This is a genomic window from Caballeronia sp. DA-9 (assembly GCF_051615025.1).
Classification (GTDB): domain Bacteria; phylum Pseudomonadota; class Gammaproteobacteria; order Burkholderiales; family Burkholderiaceae; genus Caballeronia; species Caballeronia sordidicola.
This window is the reverse complement of sequence record NZ_CP195131.1, coordinates 1,284,412-1,306,896: the sequence shown is the minus strand read 5'-3', so window position 1 is coordinate 1,306,896 and position 22,485 is coordinate 1,284,412. Positions and strand designations below refer to the sequence as shown.

22 protein-coding genes are annotated in these 22,485 nt (G+C 62.8%); 19 read left to right on the top strand and 3 right to left on the bottom strand.

Translation table 11 applies throughout. The annotated features are described in order from the left end of the window. Window positions 1-4: 4 nt before the first annotated feature. The 13 genes from ACRWA7_RS05810 to ACRWA7_RS05750 all read left to right on the top strand — a co-directional run bounded on the left by ACRWA7_RS05810 (window position 5) and on the right by ACRWA7_RS05750 (window position 13,451). A complete protein-coding gene (locus tag ACRWA7_RS05810; protein ID WP_438390447.1) occupies window positions 5-1,435 on the top strand; it encodes an MFS transporter in 1,431 nt (476 codons plus the stop codon). Between the two features lie 63 nt (window positions 1,436-1,498). Further along, window positions 1,499-2,518, top strand: a complete 1,020-nt coding sequence (locus ACRWA7_RS05805) for a hypothetical protein (RefSeq protein ID WP_438390446.1) — start codon at window positions 1,499-1,501, stop codon at window positions 2,516-2,518. A 115-nt stretch (window positions 2,519-2,633) separates the two neighbouring features. Then, window positions 2,634-4,373 (top strand): acetolactate synthase catalytic subunit, encoded by a 1,740-nt coding sequence (locus ACRWA7_RS05800; protein ID WP_438390445.1) that lies wholly within the window; start codon window positions 2,634-2,636, stop codon window positions 4,371-4,373. Window positions 4,374-4,402: 29 nt separating this feature from the next. Then, window positions 4,403-5,407 carry a dihydroxyacetone kinase subunit DhaK gene (locus ACRWA7_RS05795; RefSeq protein WP_438390444.1) on the top strand — a complete coding sequence of 335 codons (1,005 nt, stop codon included), beginning with the start codon at window positions 4,403-4,405 and terminating at the stop codon, window positions 5,405-5,407. 1 nt (window position 5,408) lies between these two features. Continuing rightward, on the top strand, window positions 5,409-6,068 hold the full coding sequence (locus tag ACRWA7_RS05790; RefSeq protein ID WP_438390443.1) for a DAK2 domain-containing protein: 660 nt from the start codon (window positions 5,409-5,411) through the stop codon (window positions 6,066-6,068). Next, window positions 6,052-7,200: a CaiB/BaiF CoA transferase family protein gene (locus tag ACRWA7_RS05785; protein ID WP_438390442.1), complete on the top strand. Its 1,149-nt coding sequence runs from the start codon at window positions 6,052-6,054 to the stop codon at window positions 7,198-7,200. The genes ACRWA7_RS05790 and ACRWA7_RS05785 overlap by 17 nt, the downstream gene beginning before the upstream one ends. Window positions 7,201-7,312: 112 nt before the next feature. Then, window positions 7,313-8,323: an ABC transporter permease gene (locus tag ACRWA7_RS05780; RefSeq protein ID WP_438390441.1), complete on the top strand. Its 1,011-nt coding sequence runs from the start codon at window positions 7,313-7,315 to the stop codon at window positions 8,321-8,323. 5 nt (window positions 8,324-8,328) lie between these two features. Next, on the top strand, window positions 8,329-9,135 hold the full coding sequence (locus ACRWA7_RS05775) for an ATP-binding cassette domain-containing protein (protein WP_438390440.1): 807 nt from the start codon (window positions 8,329-8,331) through the stop codon (window positions 9,133-9,135). After that, window positions 9,132-10,061, top strand: coding sequence for a CoA transferase subunit A (locus ACRWA7_RS05770; protein ID WP_438390439.1), 930 nt, complete (start codon window positions 9,132-9,134; stop codon window positions 10,059-10,061). Before ACRWA7_RS05775 ends, ACRWA7_RS05770 begins: the two co-directional genes overlap by 4 nt. Then, window positions 10,054-10,818 (top strand): CoA-transferase subunit beta, encoded by a 765-nt coding sequence (locus ACRWA7_RS05765; protein WP_438390438.1) that lies wholly within the window; start codon window positions 10,054-10,056, stop codon window positions 10,816-10,818. Before ACRWA7_RS05770 ends, ACRWA7_RS05765 begins: the two co-directional genes overlap by 8 nt. 8 nt (window positions 10,819-10,826) lie before the next feature. Further along, complete coding sequence (locus ACRWA7_RS05760; protein WP_438390437.1) at window positions 10,827-11,585, top strand: CoA transferase subunit A; 759 nt, start codon at window positions 10,827-10,829, stop codon at window positions 11,583-11,585. Window positions 11,586-11,718: 133 nt separating this feature from the next. Then, window positions 11,719-12,768, top strand: coding sequence for a LacI family DNA-binding transcriptional regulator (locus ACRWA7_RS05755; RefSeq protein WP_438390436.1), 1,050 nt, complete (start codon window positions 11,719-11,721; stop codon window positions 12,766-12,768). Further along, window positions 12,765-13,451, top strand: coding sequence for an HAD family hydrolase (locus ACRWA7_RS05750; RefSeq protein WP_438390435.1), 687 nt, complete (start codon window positions 12,765-12,767; stop codon window positions 13,449-13,451). Before ACRWA7_RS05755 ends, ACRWA7_RS05750 begins: the two co-directional genes overlap by 4 nt. Window positions 13,452-13,472: 21 nt before the next feature. On the opposite strand, the gene ACRWA7_RS05745 is transcribed toward ACRWA7_RS05750, so the two are convergent. From ACRWA7_RS05745 to ACRWA7_RS05735, 3 genes are read right to left on the bottom strand one after another with little or no spacing between them, the layout of a single operon-like run. Continuing rightward, window positions 13,473-14,291, bottom strand: a complete 819-nt coding sequence (locus ACRWA7_RS05745) for a CoA-transferase (RefSeq protein WP_438390434.1) — start codon at window positions 14,289-14,291, stop codon at window positions 13,473-13,475. Next, window positions 14,288-15,190, bottom strand: a complete 903-nt coding sequence (locus tag ACRWA7_RS05740) for a CoA transferase subunit A (RefSeq protein WP_438390433.1) — start codon at window positions 15,188-15,190, stop codon at window positions 14,288-14,290. Before ACRWA7_RS05740 ends, ACRWA7_RS05745 begins: the two co-directional genes overlap by 4 nt. A gap of 15 nt (window positions 15,191-15,205) precedes the next feature. Further along, on the bottom strand, window positions 15,206-16,222 hold the full coding sequence (locus ACRWA7_RS05735) for a sugar ABC transporter substrate-binding protein (protein WP_438390432.1): 1,017 nt from the start codon (window positions 16,220-16,222) through the stop codon (window positions 15,206-15,208). 379 nt (window positions 16,223-16,601) lie between these two features. Between ACRWA7_RS05735 and ACRWA7_RS05730 the strand changes: the two genes are divergently transcribed. The 6 genes from ACRWA7_RS05730 (at window position 16,602) to ACRWA7_RS05705 (ending at window position 22,385) form a co-directional block, all read left to right on the top strand. Then, window positions 16,602-17,750, top strand: coding sequence for a LacI family DNA-binding transcriptional regulator (locus ACRWA7_RS05730; protein WP_438390431.1), 1,149 nt, complete (start codon window positions 16,602-16,604; stop codon window positions 17,748-17,750). Beyond that, window positions 17,747-18,634 (top strand): CoA transferase subunit A, encoded by an 888-nt coding sequence (locus tag ACRWA7_RS05725; protein WP_438390430.1) that lies wholly within the window; start codon window positions 17,747-17,749, stop codon window positions 18,632-18,634. Before ACRWA7_RS05730 ends, ACRWA7_RS05725 begins: the two co-directional genes overlap by 4 nt. 8 nt (window positions 18,635-18,642) lie before the next feature. Continuing rightward, a complete protein-coding gene (locus ACRWA7_RS05720) occupies window positions 18,643-19,455 on the top strand; it encodes a CoA-transferase subunit beta (RefSeq protein WP_438390429.1) in 813 nt (270 codons plus the stop codon). A 14-nt stretch (window positions 19,456-19,469) separates the two neighbouring features. Next, window positions 19,470-20,687, top strand: a complete 1,218-nt coding sequence (locus ACRWA7_RS05715) for a CaiB/BaiF CoA transferase family protein (protein ID WP_438390428.1) — start codon at window positions 19,470-19,472, stop codon at window positions 20,685-20,687. Window positions 20,688-20,945: 258 nt separating this feature from the next. Then, window positions 20,946-21,500, top strand: coding sequence for a hypothetical protein (locus ACRWA7_RS05710; RefSeq protein ID WP_438390427.1), 555 nt, complete (start codon window positions 20,946-20,948; stop codon window positions 21,498-21,500). Window positions 21,501-21,503: 3 nt separating this feature from the next. Then, complete coding sequence (locus ACRWA7_RS05705) at window positions 21,504-22,385, top strand: N-acyl homoserine lactonase family protein (protein ID WP_438390426.1); 882 nt, start codon at window positions 21,504-21,506, stop codon at window positions 22,383-22,385. Window positions 22,386-22,485 lie beyond the last annotated feature (100 nt).

Below are 22,485 nucleotides of genomic sequence, written 5' to 3'. Positions count from 1 at the left end.
CAAGATGGAAAATTCATTCGATGGCGCCGCTGGCCTGAAGCCTGGCAGCGTGGGGCAACCGACTCGCGACGCGGGTCTTCTGCCCGCGACGGAGGCGGAGCGCGCCGCGCTGCTGCGTCGCGCCGTTTTCGCCAGTCTGGTCGGCACCGCCGTGGAGTGGTACGACTACTTCATCTTCGCCACGGCTTCCACGCTCGTGTTCGGCAAACTTTTCTTTCCCGGCAGTGACCCGATGATCGGCGCCATCAAAGCCTTCGCGGTGTTTGGCGTCGGCTTCTTCGTGCGTCCGCTGGGCGGCATTTTTTTCGGCGATCTTGGCGACCGCTACGGCCGCAAGAAGGCGCTCGTATTCACGTTCATGCTGATGGGAATGTCGACCTTCCTGATCGGCCTGCTGCCGACAACGCATGGCATTGGCTTGTGGTCGCCCATTCTGCTGGTGATCCTGCGCCTGTGCCAGGGCTTCGGTGTGGGCGGCGAATGGGGCGGCGCGTCACTGGTAGCAGTCGAGTACGCGCCGAAAGGCAAGCGCGGCATGTATGGCAGCGTGCCGCAGATCGGCAACGCAATCGGACTTGTTGCGGCCACCGGCGCGTTCGCCATGGTTTCGCGCCTGCCGCGCGAGGACATGATGAGCTGGGGCTGGCGTGTGCCGTTTCTGTTCTCCATCGTGCTGGTGGCAGTCGGCCTGTTCATTCGCTTTCGCCTGACCGAGACGCCCGCCTTTCTTGCCGCGCAGGAAGCCGCGAAGAAAAAGCGCGCCGAGGGTCTGGCCGATGACGCAGCCGAGTCGAAGCTGCAGGCGAAGCTACCCATCACCATTTTGCTGCGCCACTTCTACAAGCCGCTGCTGCTCGCAATGGGAATGCGCCTTGGCGAAGCGTTCTTCGGCTATCTCATCCTGACTATTGGACTTGCCTATGCGAGCCACTACACCACCGTGCCCACGCAAGACATCCTGTGGGCGGGCACCATCGCGGCGGCGGGCGGCGCGTTTACGTACTGGGCGTTCGGCGCACTGTCGGACAAGATCGGCCGGCGTGGCACGTTCATTATTGGAGCGGCGACGGGCATCGTCATGGCCTTTCCGTTCTTCTGGATTCTCAAGTCGGGGAACATCCCGCTCGTGTATCTCGCGTACTTCATTGGCTACAGCGTCGGCGTGGGCGCTACGTATGCGGTCGAACCGAGCTTCTTCGCCGAACTGTTCGGCACCAAGGTGCGCTACACCGGCATCTCTCTTGCAGCACAGATCCCGAGCATTCTCGTGGGTCTTTGGCCCATGGCCTCTGCCGCGCTGCTGGTCTGGTCGAAAGGCGATCCGTGGCCGCTTGCCGCAGTCACGGCGGCATGCGTGTTTATTGGCGGCTTGTGTGCGTGGATCGCGCCCGAAACCAACCGCGCCGATTTGACGCAACTCGATCACGACGCCTAACGCGGCGCGAACTGAAACCCGAATCGAAACCAAACCGAATCGATGGAAGAGGACTTCAGGAATATGACTGTATCGACGAACGCAGAGCGCCCGTGGCGCGATCTGACGGACCCGCGCCGGGCTGTCGGCGTGGACGATCTCGAAGCGGGCCTGAAAGAGCCGCTGTTCGAGAACCTTGATATTCCCGAGGCGCTCGGCCCGGTCACCATCACCGTTGACGATCACAAGATCAAACGCTTTTGCTTTACGCAGGACGACTATTTGCCGTGGTATCTGCAAGACGGCGCGAGCCCGTTTGACGGCGCGCGCATCGGCCAGCCGTGTCTACTGGGTAACGACCTCGTACAGCTTTTCACGACGCGATACCGCGCAAGCAAGACTGTCGGCTTTCACACCGAAGAGCAGATGTGGTTCGACAGCCCCGTCAAGCTGGGCGAACGCGTGACCATGAAGGGCACCTACGTCGAAGCCTACGAACGCCGCGGGCAAGGCTATGTGGTGATGCAGGCGCAGGCGACGGGCGAGGACGGCCGCAGCATCGTGCGGCATCGCGGCGTTGAAATTCTGCGAACCGTGCCGGGCAAGATCGCCGGACGCGGCAGCGAGAAGCCGGAAAAGCGCGTGACGGGCGAGGTGAGCGCCGACGCGCGCCGTATCGAAACGATCACACGCGACGTGCGGGTGGGCGACGTGCTGGCGCCCATGGTCAAGACCATTACGGCGGAGCAGGCGGCGGTGTTTTCGCGCATTGGCGAATACGTGCACAACATCCATAACGACCTGCGCATTGCCCGCGCGGGCGAGTTGCCAACCCTGATCGTGCAAGGGCAGCAACAAGCGGGTCTGATTGGCGAGGCGATGGTGCGGGCGTTCGGCGCGCCGTTCTTTACCGATGGCTGGTTCAAGGTCAAGTTCGTCTCCCCGTTGCAGGTATTCGATCCCGTTGAGCTGTCGGGCGTTGTCACGAACGTGGCCGATGCATCTGACGGCAAGCTCAAGGTGGAACTCGAGGTCTGGGCGCGCCGCGGTTCCGACCAGCGGCTCACCACGGTGGGCTGGGCATCGGGCAGCATCGCCAATTAATGCGTATGCGCCGCGCGATGCGCGGCAACAGTTCATTTTCGCCTCATAATAAAAACGTTTTTATAGAAACGTTTCTATGTTAGATTGAATCGACCAGTGAATTTCAGGAGGGTTTATGCAGGTCAATGAAGGAGAAGTCGCGGCAGTGGCGGAGTCCAGAACCGTCGCCCATGCGATGGCGGCAGCGCTCAAGCGCCATGGTGTCGCGGTGATCTTCGGTCAGGCGATTCCGGCCGCGCTCTTTCTCGCGACGAGGCACTACGGTATTCGTCAGATCGGTTATCGCGCGGAGAATGCGGGAACGTATATGGCCGATGCATACGCTCGCCTGTCGCACAAGGTGTCCGTGGTGACGGCGCAGAACGGTCCAGCGGCTACGCTGCTGGTGGCCGGCATGGCCGAGGCGCTGAAGGCGTCCATACCGATGGTCGCCATCGTGCAGGACGTGCATCGCAAGCAGACGGACAAGAACGCGTTCCAGGAACTCGATCATCTGGAACTCTTCAAGGGCGTGTCGAAATGGACGCGTCGCGTGACGGAAGCAGATCGCATCGACGATTACGTCGATATGGCGTTTGCCGCCGCCGCGTCGGGCCGTCCCGGTCCCGTCGTGCTGATCGTGCCAATCGACCTGTTCAACGAACCGGCCGCAGTTGTTCCCCGCAAGCACGCGTCGAATCTCGGCATGTTTCCGCTCGACCGCTGCGTCGCGGACCCGGCTTCCATTGAAGCCGCCGCCGATCTGCTGGCGAATGCGAGGGCGCCGCTCGTGATCGCGGGCGGCGGCGTCCATGTGTCGGACGCGGCGGAGGAACTCGCGAAGCTGCAGGAAGCGGCGTCGCTGCCGGTCGCGACTACGGCAATGGGCAAGGGCTCAGTGAGCGAGGAACATGAGCTGTCGCTCGGCGTAGTCGGGTATTTCATGGGCACGCGCGGCCGAACGCGCCATCTGCGTGATATGGTCGAGGACGCCGACGTGGTGCTGCTGATCGGCAATCGCACCAACCAGAACGGCACGGATAGCTGGAAGCTCTATCCGCAGAACGCTCGTTATGTTCATCTCGACATCGACAGCCAGGAAGTCGGCCGCAACTACGACGCGCTGCGGCTCGTGGGAGACGCGAAGCTGACGCTGGCCGCGCTGGCCGGCGCGCTTGCGAAACGCGACCTGAGCGCGCGTCACGGCGCACGTCACACGATCGCGCAGAAGATCGCAGCGGCGCACGAGGCGTGGCAAGCGGACATGAACCAGGCCGTCGACCTCAATGCCACACCCGTGCGCCCCGAGCGTCTGATGGCCGATCTCGACACGGTGCTGACCCAGGACACGATCGTGGTCGCGGATGCAAGCTACTCATCCATCTGGGTCGCGAACTTCCTGAAGGCGCGCGCGGTGGGCGCGCGCTTCGTGACGCCGCGCGGCCTCGCGGGGCTGGGCTGGGGTTTGCCGTATGCGCTCGGAGCGAAGGTGGCGCGGCCGGAATCGACGGTGGTTTCGCTGGTGGGTGACGGCGGTTTCGCCCACGTGTGGTCCGAACTCGAAACGGCGCGCCGCATGAAGCTGAATGTGGTGCTCATCGTGCTGAACAACCAGATTCTCGGCTACGAGAAGCACGCGGAAAAAGTCATCTTCAACAGCTACACCGACGCGTGCGATTTTGAACCGGTGGATCACGCGGCTATCGCCCGGGCGTGCGGTTGCGAAGGCGTGCGAATTGAAAGGCCCGCGGAATTCCTGCCCGCGCTGAAGGCGGCCTGCGCCTATCGCGGCGTGACATTGATCGACGTTGTCACCGATCAGCGCGCCTATCCGCCCGTCACGATGTTTGAAGGTCAGAACGCACTCGAATACTGAGCGCAAACAAAAGGAGCCAGGAGACAGTCGTGAAAAAACTTTTGAACCGGCCTGACGCCTACGCCGACGAACCCCTCGCGGGGCTCTGCGCGGCGCATCCGGGCATCTATCGCCAACTGGGTGAAACCGGCCGCGTCATCGCCCGTGCCAGTGGCGCGCGTGAAGGCAAGGTGGGCGTCGTGTCGGGCGGCGGCTCGGGACACATGCCGACCTTCACGGGCTATGTTGGCGAAGGCCTGCTCGACGCGTGCTCGGTCGGCAACGTATTCGCGGGGCCAAGCGTGCTGGACTGCATGGAAGCGGTGAAGGCCGCCAATGGCGGCCGTGGCGTGTTGCTCCTCTACGGCAACTATGGCGGCGACAAGATGAACTTCAACATGGCCGCGGAGATGCTTGAAATGGAGGACATCCCGACAAAAACGGTGCTCGTCGCCGATGACGTCGGCAGCGCGCAGCGTTCGGAGCGCGAGAAGCGTCGCGGCGTCGCGGGATTGATCTATCCGTACAAGATCGCGGGCGCAAAGGCCGAACAGCGCGATGCAAGCTTGAGCGAAGTCGCCGCCATCGCGCAGAGAGCGGCCGATGCAACCGTAACCATCGGCGTCGCGCTCACGCCGTGCACGGTGCCGGAGGCGGGCAAGCCGACCTTCAGCATAGCCGAGGGCGAGATGGAAATCGGCATGGGCATTCACGGCGAGCCGGGTATTGTGCGCGGCCCGCTGAAGAGCGCCGACGACGTCGCCGACGACATGCTCGCGCGCCTTATCGAAGACGCGGGTTTAGGTGGGGGCGAGCGCGTGTCGGTGCTCGTCAATTCGCTGGGCGCAACGCCGCTCGAGGAGTTGTACATCCTCTACGCGCGCGTGGCCACGCGATTGAAGGAGCAGAACATTTCCATTGCCATGCCGCGCGTGGGACGTTACGCCACGTCGATGGAAATGGCGGGCGCGTCGCTCTCGCTGTGCCGGCTGGATAGCGAGCTTGAGGCGCTACTCACCGCGCCCGCGATCTGCCCGTTCTGGAGCGCGCTCTGACATGGCCATCACAGTCGACACATTGACTTCAATATTGCGCCGAAGCGCGACGCAGGTCGATTCGTTCGCGGCCGAGTTGAACGAACTCGACGGCAAGCTGGGCGATGGCGATCTCGGCGCGACTCTGCAGAAGTGCGCTACGTACATTCTCGCCGCGCTGGATCAGCCGGCAGCGGGCATAGACGGTGTTTTCAAGGCCTGCGCGATGGCTTGCGCGCGCGCTTCCGGTTCGAGCTTCGGCACGCTTTTGGGCGTGGCGTTTGTCGCGAGCGCGAAGTTCACGGCGGGACAGGCGTCGATCGAGGCGGCGCAGATGCCCAGTCTGCTGAAAGCCGTGCTCGATGCGCTGATCGCGCGTGGCGGCGCATCGCCTGGCGACAAGACCGTGCTCGATCCACTCGATGCGGTACGCGTCGCCGTGAGCGGCGTGACCGATGCGCAGGCGCAATACGCAGCCGCGAAGCAGGCTGTCGACACGACGCTCAATGCATTCCGCCCGAAGCCGAACCGGATTGGCCGTGCACGCATGTTCGCGGACCGCTCCATGGGCATGGACGATCCCGGCATGGTCGCCTTCGCGCATCTACTGCATGCGGCGGGCGGCGAACGTTTCGCAACGGAAGATACACAGGAAGAGGAAAGACATGGCAGGGGCGCTTGAGGGCATCAAGGTACTCGATCTGTCGCGCTTCATCGCGGGGCCGTTCTGCGCGATGCAGCTCGCCGATCTCGGCGCGGATGTGGTGAAGGTCGAGCGTAAAGGAAGTGGCGAAGAGACGCGCCAGAATCTGCCGCAGCTTAACGGCGAGAGCCTGTATTTCATGGCGTTCAACCGCAACAAGCGGAGCATGACGCTCGATTTCCGTGATCCCGGCGATCAGGAAACGTTGCGCAAGCTGATTGCAAAAGCGGACGTGCTGATTGAAAACTTCCGTCCAGGCACGATGGAAAAGATGGGTTGCGGCTGGGAAACGCTGCGCGAACTGAATCCACGTCTCGTAATGGTGCGCATCTCGGGCTTCGGACAGACAGGGCCGCTCGCGCAGCGTCCGTGTTTCGATGCCATCGCGCAGGCCATGAGCGGCTTGATGAGCATCACCGGCCAGCCCGATGGGCCGCCAACCGTCGCGGGTACTTTCATTGTGGATTACGCGGCGGGCCTGTATGCAAGCATTGGCGCGCTGGCCGCGCTCAATGTGCGCAGTCAGACGGGGCGCGGCCAGCTTGTTGAATCGACCCTGCTCGAAAGCGCCATCAGCATGCTCATCTCCGCCATTCCAGCGCAGGCGCAACTCGGCATGCCCATGGAGCGCTGCGGCAACACCGACCGCTATACCGCGCCCGTGAACAGTTATCCGACTGCAGACGCAGCGTACGTGTATCTCGCGGCAGGCACTGATGGACTTTTCCCGCGTCTCGTTGAAGCAATGGACCAGCCGGCGCTCCTCACCGACGAACGTTTCGCGGCCCAGCACGCGCGTCTTGCGAACGCGAAGGCCATCAACGACATTGTTGCGGCCTGGGTCGCGCGGCACACGGCGCACGATGTGGTCGCGGCGATGGACCGCGTTGGCGTGCCGTGCGCGAAGGTCGCGACGCTCAATGAAGTCGTGACCAATCCGCAACTGATCGCGCGCAAGCAGATCGTCGATATCGAGCATCCCGTTGCGGGACGTTACTCGACGCACGGCGTGACCGTCTCGCTGTCGGATACGCCTGGCGAGATCCGCAGGCCGCCGCCACGTGTGGGCGAACATACGGACGAAATATTGCGTGGCTGGGGAATCGGTTGAGAAACAAGCACTGACCCGCGAGGATGAATACAACAACGGGAGACAAAGCGATGGGCACACGACACGGCGCATAGACGCCACGCCCGTTCGCTCACTATCAAGGAGGCGCATTTTGAACGCGAGACAATCGGCCGCGCACGATTCTTCCCGCTCGCCGGAGCAGGCGCGACCCTGGCGGGAGACTATTGGCGCGTGGCGCACGGAGGTCGGCGTCGGACTGGGGCTGATTTTTCTGATCGCCCTGTTCAGCGCAATCGCGCCGCACTTCGCGAGTCTCGACAACCTGTCGTGCATCCTCACGCAGACGTCGGTCACCGCCATCGTCGCGGTCGGCATGACAATGGTGATCATCGCGGGCGAAATCGATCTGTCGGTTGGCGCGAGCGTCGGACTCGCCGGCACCTTGTTCGCGCTGTTCGTTGTGAAAGCCGGCATGCCGATGTGGCTCGGCTTCGTCTGCGTGATGGGCGTGGCCGCGCTGATCGGCGTGTTCATTGGCGGGCTGCGCGTACTGTGGGGCATTCCGTCGTTCATCACCACCATCGGCCTGTTGTCGGCGGTACGCGGCTTTGCATTTCTGGTCTCCGACAGCACGAACATCGGGCCGCTGCCGGATTCGCTTGCGTCGCTCTGGTTCGGGCGCCTGTTCGGCTTGCCGGTGCCGATCCTGCTGACGCTGATCCTGGTCGCGTACGGATGGTTCACGCTGTCGAATACTCGGTTCGGGCGCCATCTCTATGCGCTCGGCGGCAACGCGGTGACGGCCACGCGCTATGGCATTCCGGTGCAGCGCATGCGCATTTACGTATTCGTGATCGTGCAGTGTCTCGCTGCGCTCGGCGGCGTGATGTACACCGCGCGTCTGAATAGCGGCAGCGCGTCCGTGGGCGATCTGCTGGAGCTTGACGTGATCGCGGCGGTGATTGTCGGCGGCACGACGCTAGCAGGCGGCGCTGGACGCATGGCCGGCACGGTGCTCGGTGTCCTGTTCGTCGCGACGCTGCGCAACGGTATGGTGCTGATGGGCGTGGACCCCATTGTGTTCATGATCGCGCAGGGGCTTGTGATCATTCTCGCCGTGTGGTGGAGCATGTTGCGCCGCGCCGGCTGGCGTCAGGAGTAAGCGACATGGCCCATTCCTTTTTGTTGCAGGCTACCGATATCCGCAAGTCCTATGGCGCAGTCGAAGCCTTGCGCGGCGTGAACTTTCACATCTCGCGCGGCGAGACCGTCGCGCTGATCGGCGACAACGGCGCGGGCAAGAGCACGCTCGTGAAGATTCTCTCCGGCGCAACGCGTCCGACCTCCGGCGCGATCGCGTTCGAAGGACGGAACATTGCGCTCGATAACACCGATATCGCTCGCGATCTGGGCATCGAGACCGTGTATCAGGATCTGGGGTTGTGCAGCAACCTGACGGTGGCGGAAAACATCTTTCTCGGGCGAGAGATGATTCGCAGGCTCGGACCGCTGAGGATGCTCGCCAAGCGCGAAATGCATCGCCGCGCGGCACATGCGCTGAAGGACCTGTCGATCAACGTCCCGCGCACGACCGCGAGTGTCGCTGGGCTGAGCGGCGGCCAGCGTCAGGCGGTGGCGCTGGCGCGCGCACGTCTGTGGGAGCGGGCCATGATCCTGCTCGACGAACCCACCGCCGCGCTCGGCGTGCAAGAAACCCGGCGCGCAATGGACAGCATGCGGCAGATTCGCAACGAGGGTACGGCGGTCGTGCTCATCACGCACAGCATGCCGATGGTGATGGAAATGAGCGACCGGGTCGTGGTGATGCGGCGTGGCGAGAAAGTCGGCGACGTGTCCACATCGAAGCTGGAAAGCGCGGATGCGCTCGTCTCGCTGATTACAGGCGCGACCGAACGCTGGATCGAGGAGCCTGCGCCGTTCGCGGCGCGAATGGCCGAAGGCGCTGCAACATGAGCCGCAAGCTCGCCTCAATGGAAGCCGCGCTCGAAGCGGTGCGCGACGGCATGTCGATCACGGCGGGCGGCTTCGCGCATTCGCATCAACCGATGGCGCTCGTGCGCGCGCTCGTCAAGCGCGGCGTGCGTCATCTCACGCTGATGGGCGTGGCCGAATGCTGGGTCGCGGAATTCCTGGCGGCGGCGAACGCGCTGGATCGTGCGTACTTTTCGAACTTCATGTTCGAGGGATTCGGGCGATGCCGGCGGTTTTCGGAAGGTGTGGAAAGCGGTGCGATAGAAGTCGAGGATCACAGTCATTTCGGCATGGCGAACCGCCTGGGCGCGGCGGCAATGGGCCTGCCGTTCATGCCGATGCGGTCCATGTCCGGCACCGACATTCTCGCGAAGCCGGGCTTTGAAGCGCCGCAAGCGAAGTCGCGTTTGATCGCCTCGCCTTTCGATGCACGCGACAAGGTGCTCGCGGTATCGCCGCTCAAGCCCGACGTCGCGATCATTCACGCCGCACGTGCCGACGAGGAGGGCAACGTGCAGTTGTACGGTCCGACATCGGTGATTGTGGAGCAGGCGCGCGCGGCCTCGCATGTGATCGTGTCAGTGGAGGAAATTGTCGAGACGCGGGCGATTCGCCGCCATCCCGAGTTCACCGTGCTGCCTGGCCTGCTTGTCGACGTAGTTGTGCATGCGCCGTTCGGCGCGCAACCGCTTGGTAATTTCGGCTACTACCAGCACGATCAAGCGCATTTGATCGGCTACTACGAAGCCTCGCGCACGCCGCAAACCACGCAGGCATATCTCGATGAATGGGCGCATGGGCCGGCCGATCACTGGGCGTATCTTGACAAGACGGGCATTGCACGGCTGATGCGGCTTCGCGTCGATCCCTCGCTCGGCTACATTCCAGCGGAGGCCGCCCGTGCCTGAGATCAAACTGGACGAATACATGGCGGTCGCGGCGGCACGCGAGATCCGTAACGGCGATGTCGCCTTCATAGGCACCGGCCTGCCGATGGTTGCCGCATATCTTGCGAAGGCCACGCATGCGCCCGACGTGAAGTTGGTGTTCGAATCCGGAATTGTCGATCCCCAGCCGCGCGAACTCGCGAGCGGCGTGGGCGATTATCGTCTCGTGCACGGCGCGCCGATGATCGCGGGCACCGCATACGCGTTGAGCCTGCTGCAAGGCGGCGTGATCGATCTGGGCTTTCTCGGCACGGCGGAAATTGATGCGTATGGCAATCTCAATTCGACCGTGATCGGCGATTACCGAATGCCGAAAGTCCGTTTGCCGGGCAGCGGCGGCGCAAACGATATTGCAAGCATGGCCGGGCGTTTTGTCGTGATCGCTCGCCTTGACACACGGCGCTTCGTGGAGCAGCTGCAATACGTGACGACGCCCGGATTCCTTGACGGTCCCGGCGCGCGCGAAGCAGCTTGTTTGCCGGGTGCCGGGCCGGTGCGCGTCATCACCGATCTGGCGGTGCTTGGTTTCGATCCCGCAAGCTTGCGCATGCGCATTGATGCGCTTTATCCCGGCGTGAGCGTGGACGACGTGCAATCGCGCTGCGGCTTCGAGCTGGGCGTGCCGGATTCGCTCGATACGTTTACCGCGCCGACCGGCGAACAATTGCATCTTCTGCGGCAGGTCATTGATCCGGAAGGCGTTTATCTCGGCGCGTGAGGAGGCTCATGGAATCACAGGACAAGCTGCGCACACTAACGGATGCCGTCGCCATGATTGGTGACGGCATGACGCTTGCCATCGGCGGACGAGCGAATCAGCGTGTGCCGATGGCACTGTTGCGTGAGATCGCGCGTCATAAAAAACACGGCTTGCGGATCGTGCGCCTTGACCCCGCGATGAATCTCGGCGCGTTCGCTCACGCGGACTGCACATTCATGGGCGGCAATGAAGGCCTGCTGCGCGCCCGCCTTCAGGCCGCGGCCATGGGAGTCGCGTTCATGTCGCTCGATTTCTCCACTGATTCCTACGCCGATTTCACGAACCATCATGCAATCGAAGCTGTCGACGATCCATTCAACGGCGGGACGGTGTTGGTCACCGCCGCTTTGCGGCCCGACGTAGCCGTCATTCACGCGCACATGGCGGATCGTTTCGGCAATATCGTCATGGACGCGGATTGGGACGCGAACACCACATTCGACGCAACGCTGGCGCGTGCTGCGAAACATGTGATCGTGTCGGTCGAGCAGATCGTAAGCGAAGAGACCACGCGGCGTGGCGCGCACCACATGCTGTTGCACGCGGATGAAGTCGCTTGCGTGGTGGAAGCGCCGTATGGTGCGCATCCCACCGCCTGCGACGCCCGCTACGCCCACGACGCAGAACCGGTTCGCGAAACCTTGGCCCATCACGATACCTACCTGCAGGAAATCGGTGCACGCAGACTGTTTTCCCTGACGCGCCGGTTTGCAAGCAGGCTTTGAATCTGCGCCTTTGCCGGACTTTAAATGAAAACGTTTTTTATCGCGGCTCAGAAATGCAATAATGCGCCTCATGAGGAACCGGCTTCGCGCTGACCGAGAAGCGACGAACCGGCCGGCCACCGTGGAAGATGCAATGGTCAAAAAAGCCGCAACAGTCAAAGCAAAAATCTCCATTCACGACGTCGCACGAGAGGCGGGCGTCGCGCTTTCCACCGTGTCCAACGCGCTGTCGGGCAAGGACAACGTCAAGGAATCAACGCGCCAGAAAGTGCAGGAAGCCGCGGACAGGCTGGGGTATCGCGTGTCGTTCGTCGCGCGCTCGTTGAGAATGCAGCGTACGTTCACACTCGGCGTTCTGCTCGCGGACGTCGCCAACCCGTCGTCGCCGGATTTTCTGCGCGGCGTGGAAGACATGGCGGATCGCGAATCATGCAGCCTGCTTGTATGCAATACCGACGGATTGCTCGACAAGCAGATCACGCAAATGCGCGTGCTGCTCGACCGGCGCGTCGACGGGCTCGTGCTGCTTTCGCAGTATTGCGATCCGCCGCTCGTCCGCGAAATGCTCAACGCAGGCACGCCGTTCGTGCTGTTGCAGCGGCGCTCACGGCAGTATCAGGATGACTATGTCGGCGCGGATAATCACGAAGGCATCACGGCGGCTGTGGAGCATCTGGTCGGCCTGGGTCATAAGCGCATCGGTCTCATACGCGGGCCTTCGGAGTCCACCACAGCGGACGAGCGTCTCGATGCGTACCGCATGGCCGTGGAACGGCTGAAGCTCGACAGCGATCCCGCGCTTGTCATCCAGGGCAATTATCAGGTCGACGGCGGTTATCGCGCAGGGCGTGAATTCCTTTCCATGCCCAAGCGACCCACCGCCATTCTCGCGGCCAACGACATGAGCGCCATTGGCGTGATGAACGCGGCGTCGGAAGCGGGCGTGTCGATTCCCGGCGATCTTTCGCTGATCGGTCTCGACGATATCGAACTCGCGTCGTACGCGCGAATCGATCTGACGACCATCGCATTGCAGCGGCGCGACATGGGCGCCGCTGCCGCGACCTTGCTGATGGAACGCATCCGCAACAAGCGCAAGAAGGCCAAGCAGGTTTTCTTTCCCATGAAACTGATGGTGCGGGGCTCCACGGGACCGGTTCCGGTCAAGAAAAAAGCCCGATGATCCGCCTCTGCATTTTCGATTTCGACGGCACGCTGTGCGGTACGCACGACGCCATTGCCGTTTGCATCGACGCGACCTTCGATCATTACGGCGTACCGCGTCCCGGCGTGAAGAGGCGCGAGGCGGTTATCGAAACCGGCGTGGTGATGGCCGAAGCAATGGCAATACTCAACGCGGACACGCCATACGAGCGCGATGCCGAGCAATGGGCGACGACGTATCGCGCGCTGTATCGGGAACATGGGCTTGCGCACAGCTATCTGTTTGACGGCGTGAAAGACACGCTGGAATGTTTGAAGGCGGGCGGCCGGACGCTGGTGATCGCGAGCAACAAGGCGCCCGCCTCGGTGGATATCGCGCTGGCGCATTACGGGCTCGCGCCGTTCATCGACCTTGCCGTGTGCGATCCGCAAGGCGTGCCGAAGAAGCCCGATCCCGCGTCCTACACGCAACTGATCGCGCCAGCGTTTCCCGGCATGAAGCCGGCCGACATCGTCATGGTCGGCGATACCGCCGCGGACCTTGGTTTCGCGCGGAATATCGGTGCGTATTTCGCGTGGGCGAGCTATGGTTATGGCGATCCGGACGCGGGCCTCGCGGCCGGATCGGATGCTGTGCTGAACACGTTCGCGGAGCTTCCCGGCATTATCGGCACGCTGCCCGCGAAGCCGCCGCGCAACTGACAGCGTTGCGCGGCCGAAGCATCAATCGCGCAGTCCGAGGATGTTGCGCGGGTCGACCTGCGTGCGCAGGACAGTCAGTTCCTCGTCGCTGGGCGTCCGCGTGAGCGGCACGCCGGCCAGGTCGCCGAGATCGAATCCGGTCGCCTCGCGCAACGTCTCTTCGCTCACGCCAGCGTGAATCGACGCCACCTTCATGCGTCCCGCCTCGCGGTCGAAATCGAAGATGCATTTCGGCGTGACCACCATGCAGGGTCCGCCCGATGCCAGTCCCAGTTCTCGCCGGCCCGCGAGCCCGCCGGGATAACCGACGCCCGACACGTAATCGACTTTATCGACGAAATTGCGCCTGTCGTGATGCGGCATCATCACGTATTCGCGGCCGAAGAGCGTCATGTGTTCGGGCTGCAGGATCGGGCCGACCAGACGCACCTTTGGTTTATCGTGCTCGCCGATGCACACGCTGTTGATGTTTCCCACGCGGTCCACCTGCACCGCGCTGCTGAAGCCGAAACGCACGTCGCCGCGCTTGAGCACCCATGGTCCGGGGTAGTTGGTCATCTGCGCTTCGCAGGGCAGATCGCGCAACAGCGCGTCGTGTTCGGAATCGGGCAGGCGTTCAAGATCGTCGAGCACGGGATTGTGATAGCAGCCTGCGAGCAGAATGGTGAGGTTCGGCGCGTGCGTGCGGCGCGCGAGTTCCATTGCCGCGAGCGGAATCGACGTGCCATACGCGGCGGCGGCGGCGCCCGTCAGCAGGCCGGTGAAGCCCACTTCGCCGTCGACGAAGGTGCGGGCCAGAACGACGGCGAGCGTCTCGTGAAGGGTGGCGGATGGGTTCATAGCAGGGACTCGAGGTCGAAAAGATGCGCAAGGCGGGCCGCGCCGACGCGGTCCAGATAGTCGTGCTGATCGCGTGGCTCGAACACGTAGCGTTGCAGGTACGCATTGAATGCTTCAGTACTTGCCGACGCTTCGACGTACTCGCTCATGTGCGTCTCATCGGCGAGATAACGCGACAGCACGGGCGTGGGATGCGCGCCCCACGGCACCTCGACTACCGCGCTCGTGCGATACGACGGCACTTCGTTGAGTTGCGCATGCCGGCGGATGAAGGCCTTCGACACGATCTTCTCGACCGTGACGATCACGGTCTCGCACGAACGCGCGAGCAGCACGTCGCCGTTCTGCGGGAGCAGCCGATGCGCGGGAAAAATCACGTTGCCCTGCTCGTCGGCCGCGACGGCATGGATGACCACGACATCGGGTTCGGCGGCGGGCAGCGCCTGCATCGGCCGGCCAGTGACGGGACATGCGAACGACTTGATGTCCGGGTTGTGTTTGAGCACGTCGTTGCCGCCGAGAAAATTCACCGGCCAGAACGCGAGCCCTTCCTGGCTTGCGCGAAAGCGGTCCCAGCTTCCCATCTCCGGGTAATCGACCACCTTCAGCGTGCCGCTTTCCGCCTGACGGCGAAAGTTGCGCGCGAGGCCGAATTTTTCGAGCCCGACATACGAGGTCTCGACCGTCTTCAGGCAGCCGGCGCCTGCGAGCAGATCGATGTCGTAGCTGTTGGCGGTGCCGACGATGGTGAGGTCCTTGCGCCGCGCGCGAGCGAGTGCGCGGACGAAGGCCATCGGCTTCTGATATACGGCGAAGCCGCCGAGTGCGAGCCGTGCGCCGTCAGGCACGAGCGCCACGGCTTCGTCGGGTGTTTTTAGCTTGCTTGCTGGTGCGTTCATTTCATTTTAGAAGGGTTACGACAACGATTTCAGGAGTTCAAGGTACTGCTTCACGTCTTGCGGGTTTTCCTTGGTATAGAGCCTGGGCGGCACCATCACGTAACGTTGTTCGGCGGCTCCGCGCTTGGCCTTTACAGCCGTTTCGACAGCGCGATAACCCACGCGATACGGCTGCTGGTCCGCAACGGCCGCGAGCGTGCTCTTCGGGTCGAGCAGCATGTTGGCGAGTTCCTCGCTCATGTCGATGCCGTAGAGCCGCGCCTCGGCCTTCGAACGCGTCGCGGCCACCGCTGCGCCAGCCACGGTGCCTGCGTTGGACGCCCATACGATCTGCGTATGCGGATCGCGCTGCAGGATGTTCTCGAGGCCGTTGGCGCCCTGTTCCGGCGTGCTGCCGGACACCTCCGCGATCACCTTGAGCTTGACGCCGGAGAGCGCCTTCATGGTGCCGTCGCGGCGCGGGGCGCTGTTGGCGTTCATTGGCGGCAGCGAGATCAGCCCGATGGAAGCCGTGCCCTTGAGCTGCTTTTCGATGTAGTCGTGCATTTCCTTGCCTACGGCAGACGCAAGCTCGAAGCTGTCCACGCCGATCGAATGGCTCGCAATGGATTTATCCGCGAGTTGTGTGTCGTATTCGACCACCATGATGCCCTTGGCCTTCGCGCGACTGGCTGCCGCCACGGTGCCCTGCTTGTCGAGGGGTGGAATGATGAGCACGTCCACGCTGCGCGTCATGTAGTCGTCGACGAGCTGGCTTTCCACCGGTAACTGGCGGCGGTTCATGCCGACCAGCAGTTCGGCGTTGCTTGACTTGGCGGCATCGCGCATGCCGCGCTCGATCTGTTGCCAGAACTGCGAATCGCGCGCGTAAATGATCGCGCCGATGGTGAGCTTGTCGTTCGACGCCGCGCGTGCCGGCTCTGCTGCCACAAGCAGGAACTGGCTGCCGAGCAAGGTTGCCGCGCCGAGCTTGAGGATGGTGCGCCGGCTGTTTCGTGGCCGCTCGGGCGCTGGCTTCGGATCACTGGTCATTGTGTCTCCTGTGTGAGTTGATGAACGGCGAGAGCGGTTCATGGCCGCTTCACAAGGCGCTCCCGATGTCGATTTATTAAAAGGTTTTAAGAAATCAGCGTGATTTTTTTGGGGAGGGTTGATGTATTTTGCGTGAACCGCCAGGACGCCGGGCGACGACATTCATTGCAGCGAACCTGGCTGAAAACACCTGTAGCAAGGCTTCGCATCGACTTTTGTCTCCGCGCCCCGCAGGACCACCGCGAATGTCCGCCCGCATCGCGGTCGACTCTTTCAGCCGGCTCCGGGGGAACCCTGTTGCGTTCAATACGCCGATGAGTCAGAATTATTGAAACGTTTTTATTTCAACGCAAGCTCTTTCTTCTTGGGTGTATCCCTGATGTCGAAGCGGACAAACGATTCCGATGCGCCCGAATCGGCTGACCGTCCCACCATCCTCGATGTGGCGGCCGCATGCGGCGTATCGCCCGCGACGGTTTCGAACGTGCTGGCCAACAAGCCTTACGTCAGGGAGCAGACGCGCCAGCTCGTACTGCAGAAAGTCGCAGAACTCGGCTATCGCGCATCGCGGGCCGCGCAGAGCCTGCGTACCGGACGAAGCTGGTCGGTGGGGCTGATCATTGGCGACATTTCGAACCCCTACGTTGCGGAGATCGTGCAGGGCGTGGAGGAAGTGCTCTGGGCCAAGCGCAATAACCTCATTCTTTGCAACACCGGCTTCGATGCCGACCGCAAGATGGCTTATACGAGTTCGCTGCTCGATCAGCATGTCGACGGCCTGATCCTCGTATCGCAGAGTTTCAGCGAGGAAGAAGCACGCGCGCTCAATCTGGTGGACGTGCCCGTGGTCACCGTCAATCGGGCATGCGAGGCGCTGAAGTCCGATCAGGTCGGTATCGACGGTGCGGGCGGGATTCGCGCGGCAGTACAGTATCTGGCGCAGCTTGGGCACCGGCGCATTGCGTTCGTGAAGGGTGCTGCGTCGTCGCCTTCCGCGGATGGGCGCTACGTGGCGTACACGCAGGCCGTGCGCGCGCACAAGGTCGTGAGCGACTCCGCGCTTGTCGTGCAGGGCGATTATTCGATGGAGTCGGGCAGCATCGCGGTGCGCGAGTTGTGGGCGCGCGGGGCCGCGCCAACGGCCATCGTGGCGGCCAATGACCTGATGGCGATCGGCGCTTTGGGCGCGCTCAAGGAGATGGGCGTGGACGTGCCGCGCGATGTATCGGTCATCGGCTTCGACGATATCTTTCTCTCGAATCATCCGCTTGTGCGACTCACGACCGTCCATTATTCGAAGCGCGATATAGGCGCGAACGCCGCGCGCCTGCTGATGCGCCGCATTGAGGGTGACCGTGGCGACGGCCCGCGCGCTGTCACGCTCGATACCTCGCTCGTCGTGCGCGGCACCACTGCGCCGCCGCGCGCCGTCAGGCCGGCAAACGGCGCGCCCATGGCAAAGACCAGAGTCAAAAGCATGCGCGCTGCTTCAAAGGCGCGCCCATCCAGGAGGGCATCTCAATCATGAGGGACAAGCTGATGGATCTCGACACGGCGCTCGCACCGGTCGAATCGGGCTGCACGCTGGCGCTTGGCGGCAGCCTGCTCCGGCGTCAGCCGAATGCGGCCGTGCGCGCGCTGATCCGCCGCGGCATCAAGGATCTGACCTTGCTGACATGGGCGACGACCACTGCCACCGACATGCTCGCGGCAGCCGGAGCGGTACGCCGCTGGGAAGGCATCTATGCGGGAATGTTCAGCCACGGGCTCGCGCCGAATTTCCGGCGCGCGGTCGAGGCGGGCGCGATCGAGGTGCGCGATTTCTCGGAGACCGCGATGGTCGCGCGCTTTCGCGCGGCATCGGCGGGGGTGGAGTTTTACCCAATCCGCACGTTGCTCGGCTCGGATGTCGCGCGCCACAATCCAGAGCAGATTCGCCCGTTCACCTGTCCGTTCTCCGGCAAGCCGCTGCACGCAATTGCCGCGGCCAGATCGGATTTCACGATCATCCACGGTTATGTGGGCGATCGCTATGGCAACGTGCAATGGCCCATCGTGCGAGACAGCGACGACATTGACCAGATGATCGGCAGTGCCGCGAAACGCCTGATCGTGACGGTGGAAAAGATCATTCCGCACGAGGACATCAAGCGTAGGCCGACGCTTACCTATATTCCTGGCAACTGGGTGGAAGCAATCGTGGAAACGCCGTACGGCGCGCATCCTGTCGCCTGCGACGGCCATTACGACGAGGACGAGGCGCATCTCGCCGATTACCTTGCGAAGAGCCGCACGCGTGAAGGCGCGTCCGGCTATCTGGACGAATACGCGCGCAACGTGGCGTCACACGAGGCTTATCTGGAGAAGGTGGGCGGCATGGATGCGTTGCGCGCGTTCGATGTCGCGGCTTGAGGAACATCATGACCACAGTGACTATGAACTTCACCGGCAACGAGTTGCTGACCAGCGTCGTTGCACGACAGGTGCGCGATGGCGATCTGGCATTCGTCGGCGTCGGCACCAACGGACGAGCGTTCACGCTTGCCGTGGGCATTCCGCTCACGGCGGTGCGCCTTGCACAACTCATGCATGCGCCGTCCGCCGCCGTGTACTGGGGCAATCTGCTCGAGCCCGACCTCGGCAACGTGCCGACCGATATCAGGCAGGACACGTTCACAACATGGCCGGCGGCGGCATGTCCGTCGGATACCGGCATCAAGTGCGACATGCTCGCACGCCTCGCCTTCGACGTGTGCTTTGATTCCGCCGCGCAGATCGACCGGCACGGCAATCTCAACATCACCGCCATCGGCGATTATCGTGATCCGAAAGTGCGGCTTGTGGGCTGTCTCGCGCAGCCGGAGCATTTCGCTTTCGTGGCGCGGCCCATCGTAGTGGTCGATCTGGATCGCCGCACGTTCGTGGAGGAAGTCGATTTCATCACGAGCGTGGGACATGTCAGCCGCGGACAGACGCGTGAGGAACTGGGCTTGCCGGACGGCGGGCCGCATCGCGTCGTGACCAACAAGGCCGTGTTCGATTTCGATGCCGAATCGCGGCAGATGCGCGTGGCGTCGCTGCATCCGGGCGTGACGCTCGAAGAGGTGCTGGACACCATGTCGTTCAAGCCGCTCGTGCCGGCATCGATTTCCGAAACCGCATTGCCCAGCGCCGAGGAATTGCGCCTGATCCGCACGGTGATCGATCCGCACCGCGTACTGCTGCGCGCCTGAAGGAGACTTGACGCATGACCATGCAGAATAAAGGGACGGCCCGGCCCGGTCCGCTTGCCGGCCTGAAGGTGCTGGACTTATCGCGCTTTATCGCCGGTCCGCATTGTGCGATGCAACTCGCCGATCTGGGCGCGGATGTGACCAAGGTCGAACGCGCCAAGACCGGCGACGACACGCGCGCGCTCGCGCCGAAGGTTGAGGAAGAAAGCCTCTACTTCATGGTGTTCAATCGCAACAAGCGCGGCATCACGCTGAATTTTCGTGAGCCGCGCGCGCAAGCGCTGTTGCGCGAACTGATCGCGAAGGCGGATGTGGTTGTCGAAAACTTTCGTCCCGGCACCATGGAAAAGATGGGGTGCGACTGGGACACGCTGCACAAGCTGAATCCGCGCCTCATCATGGCGCGCATTTCGGGCTACGGGCAAACTGGCTCAATGGCGTCGGAGCCGTGCTTCGATGCGATCGCGCAAGCCTCGACGGGCTTGATGGACCTGACCGGCCAGCCCGACGGACCGCCAACCGTGGCGGGCAGTTTTATCGTGGACTACACCACGGCGCTGTATACGGCCATTGGCATTCTGTCGGCGCTGTCGCATCGCGACAAAACCGGCGAAGGGCAGATGGTCGACGTGAGCTTGATGGGCAGCGGTGTCTCGTTGCTGCTGACCGCCGTGTCCGAGCAGGCGCTGCTCGGGCGCACGATGACGCGCGTGGGCAGCCGCGACCGCTATTCGTCGCCCGCCCAGACGTTCAAGTCGCGCGACGGCCACTGGGTGTATCTGATCGCGGGCAACGACGCGCATTTCCCGCGTCTCGCGCGCGCAATGCAACGTCCCGAACTGCTGGACGATGCGCGTTTCGCCACGCATGCATCGCGCACGAACCATGTTGCGGACGTCGAGGCCGTTGTCGCCGACTGGGTGCTGCAACACGATGCCGACGAAGTCGTCGCGAAGCTGCGCGCCGTGGAGGTGTCGTGCTCGAAGGTCGCGACGGTGGCCGACGTGGTCGCGAGTCCGTACATGCATGAGGCCGGGCATATCACGACGGTGCGCCATCCGAAGGCCGGCGACGTGCCCATGCAGGGCCTGCCCATTCGTCTTTCTTCCACGCCCGCGAGCATTCGCAAATCCGCGCCTTTGCTGGGCGAGGATAACGCTGGCGTGCTCAGTGACTGGCTCGGCATGAGCGATGCCGAAATCGCCGCGCTGCGTCAAAGCGGCGTGATCTAAGGTTAAACCCTGTGGGAATGCGCGCCTGCCTCTACGGGCGTGACGCATCAGTTTCAGCAAAAATAAAAACGTTTCTATAATAACGTTTTTATGCTAGATTTCTCGAAACGGTCGAGCGGTCACGTGAGATCCGCCGCAGTGCATGGCGATGAAAAAAACACGAGCAAGTCTGTCTTGCTTCGTTATGGAGACTGGAGTGGCGATCGGGCCGGTACACGCCGGATCTGGTGGTCGCTCATATCATATGGAATGCAAAATATGTCCATGAACTTCCTGCATGTGCAGGAATTAACCCACGGCCTGGAACGTCACGCCACCTGCTTGATGGACGACATGATGGACGACAACGAACCCGCGCTGGCCGACCACGCGTACGCGCCCCCCCTAAGCGATGAACGCATCGCATATCTGACAAGCGTGCGTGCCGGTTTCGATCTGTTGCGCGATGCTCTCTCGCAAGTTGCCGCGATCCTGCTGTTGATCGCCGCTGGCAGTCGCGATGCGATTGCTCATCCCATGCTCGCGGTGGCCGAGGCCCATGCCGGCGAAGCACGCGAGGTGCTCGCCACGCTCAATGTTCCGCGCGGTGCGCAGCACGGACATGGGCATTTGACCGCGTCGCTGGTCGCGCTGGACGCCGCATTGCGGGCACCCCGCTCCGTGCGCGTTGAGAATGCGTCCGACGCCATGTATGCACACGTCCAGCGCGGGTTGCGTGAACTGCGTTTCGCTGCGGGCAACTTGCCGGGACTCGAGATCGTCTCGGGCGCGCAGGCATGCGCCTGCCATGCGTCGCCACGGAACGCGGAGTAGATCATGTCGATGTATTCGATCTGGGTGCTGGAATACAGCCGTATTGAGCAGGTGCCGGTGAGCGGGCAGATTTACGGCGCGCATAACGAAGGCACGCGTGCGGTGCCGTTTTCCTATGTGCTGATTAAGGGGCAGGGCGTGGTCGCCATGATCGATGTCGGCTTCAACTGCAAAGACCATGGCGCCGTGATCGCGGAAGAATTCAACATCGTCAACTGGCGTTCGCCGCATGTCGTGCTCGCCGAATGCGGCCTCGCGCCGGAAGACGTGACGCATGTTTTCCTGACGCATGCGCATTACGATCATATGGGCGGCATCGAGTTGTTTCCGAATGCGACGTTCTACATTCAGGAGCGTGAATTGTCGAAGTGGGTCTGGGCAATGGCCCTTGAGCGCCGCTTTCGCTTCCTGATGAGCGCAACCGATCCGGCCGACATCCTGCGCGCCGTCGATCTGGCGCGGCAAGGGCGCCTCAAATGCATCGATGGAGATTTGGAAGACGTGCTGCCGGGCATCGACCTGCACGCCGCGTTCGACACGCACACGTGGGGCTCGATGTTCGTGCGCGTGCGCAACGACGGCAGGCGCGACAGCGACGACTCGTGGGTCTTCGCGGGCGACAACGTCTACTGCTTCGAAAATCTCGTCGGCCGCGATCCACGCGATCCCGGATATTTGCCTATCGGTCTTGCCATCGGCAGTCACACGGAGATTGTTTTCGCCGTCGATCGCATGGTGCAACTGGTGGGCGGGGAAACGCGGCGCGTCATTCCCGTTCATGAAGATCGTCTCGGCACGGTGTTTCCATCGCGCACCACAAGCGAGGGATTGCGCGTGATCGAAATTGCCGTCGCCGACGAACAAGGCAGTCGGGTCCTCACCTGACCCATCGAACCGATGAAACGAGCGCACGCCAGCGCGTGCGCCACGGCGTCGTTCGTCCGCGCGAGGCGCATGCATGCCGAGCGCAATAAACACACATAAA

What these genes read in the sequence shown, in the direction of transcription:
- ACRWA7_RS05770 (WP_438390439.1), top strand. Translation starts at nt 9,132, where the DNA reads ATGAGCCGCAAGCTCGCCTCAATGGAAGCCGCGCTCGAAGCGGTGCGC.
- ACRWA7_RS05785 (WP_438390442.1), top strand. Translation starts at nt 6,052, where the DNA reads ATGGCAGGGGCGCTTGAGGGCATCAAGGTACTCGATCTGTCGCGCTTC.
- ACRWA7_RS05805 (WP_438390446.1), top strand. Translation starts at nt 1,499, where the DNA reads ATGACTGTATCGACGAACGCAGAGCGCCCGTGGCGCGATCTGACGGAC.
- ACRWA7_RS05705 (WP_438390426.1), top strand. Translation starts at nt 21,504, where the DNA reads ATGTCGATGTATTCGATCTGGGTGCTGGAATACAGCCGTATTGAGCAG.
- ACRWA7_RS05730 (WP_438390431.1), top strand. Translation starts at nt 16,602, where the DNA reads ATGTCGAAGCGGACAAACGATTCCGATGCGCCCGAATCGGCTGACCGT.
- ACRWA7_RS05735 (WP_438390432.1), bottom strand. Translation starts at nt 16,222, where the DNA reads ATGACCAGTGATCCGAAGCCAGCGCCCGAGCGGCCACGAAACAGCCGG.
- ACRWA7_RS05745 (WP_438390434.1), bottom strand. Translation starts at nt 14,291, where the DNA reads ATGAACCCATCCGCCACCCTTCACGAGACGCTCGCCGTCGTTCTGGCC.
- ACRWA7_RS05715 (WP_438390428.1), top strand. Translation starts at nt 19,470, where the DNA reads ATGACCATGCAGAATAAAGGGACGGCCCGGCCCGGTCCGCTTGCCGGC.
- ACRWA7_RS05810 (WP_438390447.1), top strand. Translation starts at nt 5, where the DNA reads ATGGAAAATTCATTCGATGGCGCCGCTGGCCTGAAGCCTGGCAGCGTG.
- ACRWA7_RS05755 (WP_438390436.1), top strand. Translation starts at nt 11,719, where the DNA reads ATGGTCAAAAAAGCCGCAACAGTCAAAGCAAAAATCTCCATTCACGAC.
- ACRWA7_RS05760 (WP_438390437.1), top strand. Translation starts at nt 10,827, where the DNA reads ATGGAATCACAGGACAAGCTGCGCACACTAACGGATGCCGTCGCCATG.
- ACRWA7_RS05775 (WP_438390440.1), top strand. Translation starts at nt 8,329, where the DNA reads ATGGCCCATTCCTTTTTGTTGCAGGCTACCGATATCCGCAAGTCCTAT.
- ACRWA7_RS05800 (WP_438390445.1), top strand. Translation starts at nt 2,634, where the DNA reads ATGCAGGTCAATGAAGGAGAAGTCGCGGCAGTGGCGGAGTCCAGAACC.
- ACRWA7_RS05750 (WP_438390435.1), top strand. Translation starts at nt 12,765, where the DNA reads ATGATCCGCCTCTGCATTTTCGATTTCGACGGCACGCTGTGCGGTACG.
- ACRWA7_RS05720 (WP_438390429.1), top strand. Translation starts at nt 18,643, where the DNA reads ATGACCACAGTGACTATGAACTTCACCGGCAACGAGTTGCTGACCAGC.
- ACRWA7_RS05710 (WP_438390427.1), top strand. Translation starts at nt 20,946, where the DNA reads ATGTCCATGAACTTCCTGCATGTGCAGGAATTAACCCACGGCCTGGAA.
- ACRWA7_RS05740 (WP_438390433.1), bottom strand. Translation starts at nt 15,190, where the DNA reads ATGAACGCACCAGCAAGCAAGCTAAAAACACCCGACGAAGCCGTGGCG.
- ACRWA7_RS05725 (WP_438390430.1), top strand. Translation starts at nt 17,747, where the DNA reads ATGAGGGACAAGCTGATGGATCTCGACACGGCGCTCGCACCGGTCGAA.
- ACRWA7_RS05790 (WP_438390443.1), top strand. Translation starts at nt 5,409, where the DNA reads ATGGCCATCACAGTCGACACATTGACTTCAATATTGCGCCGAAGCGCG.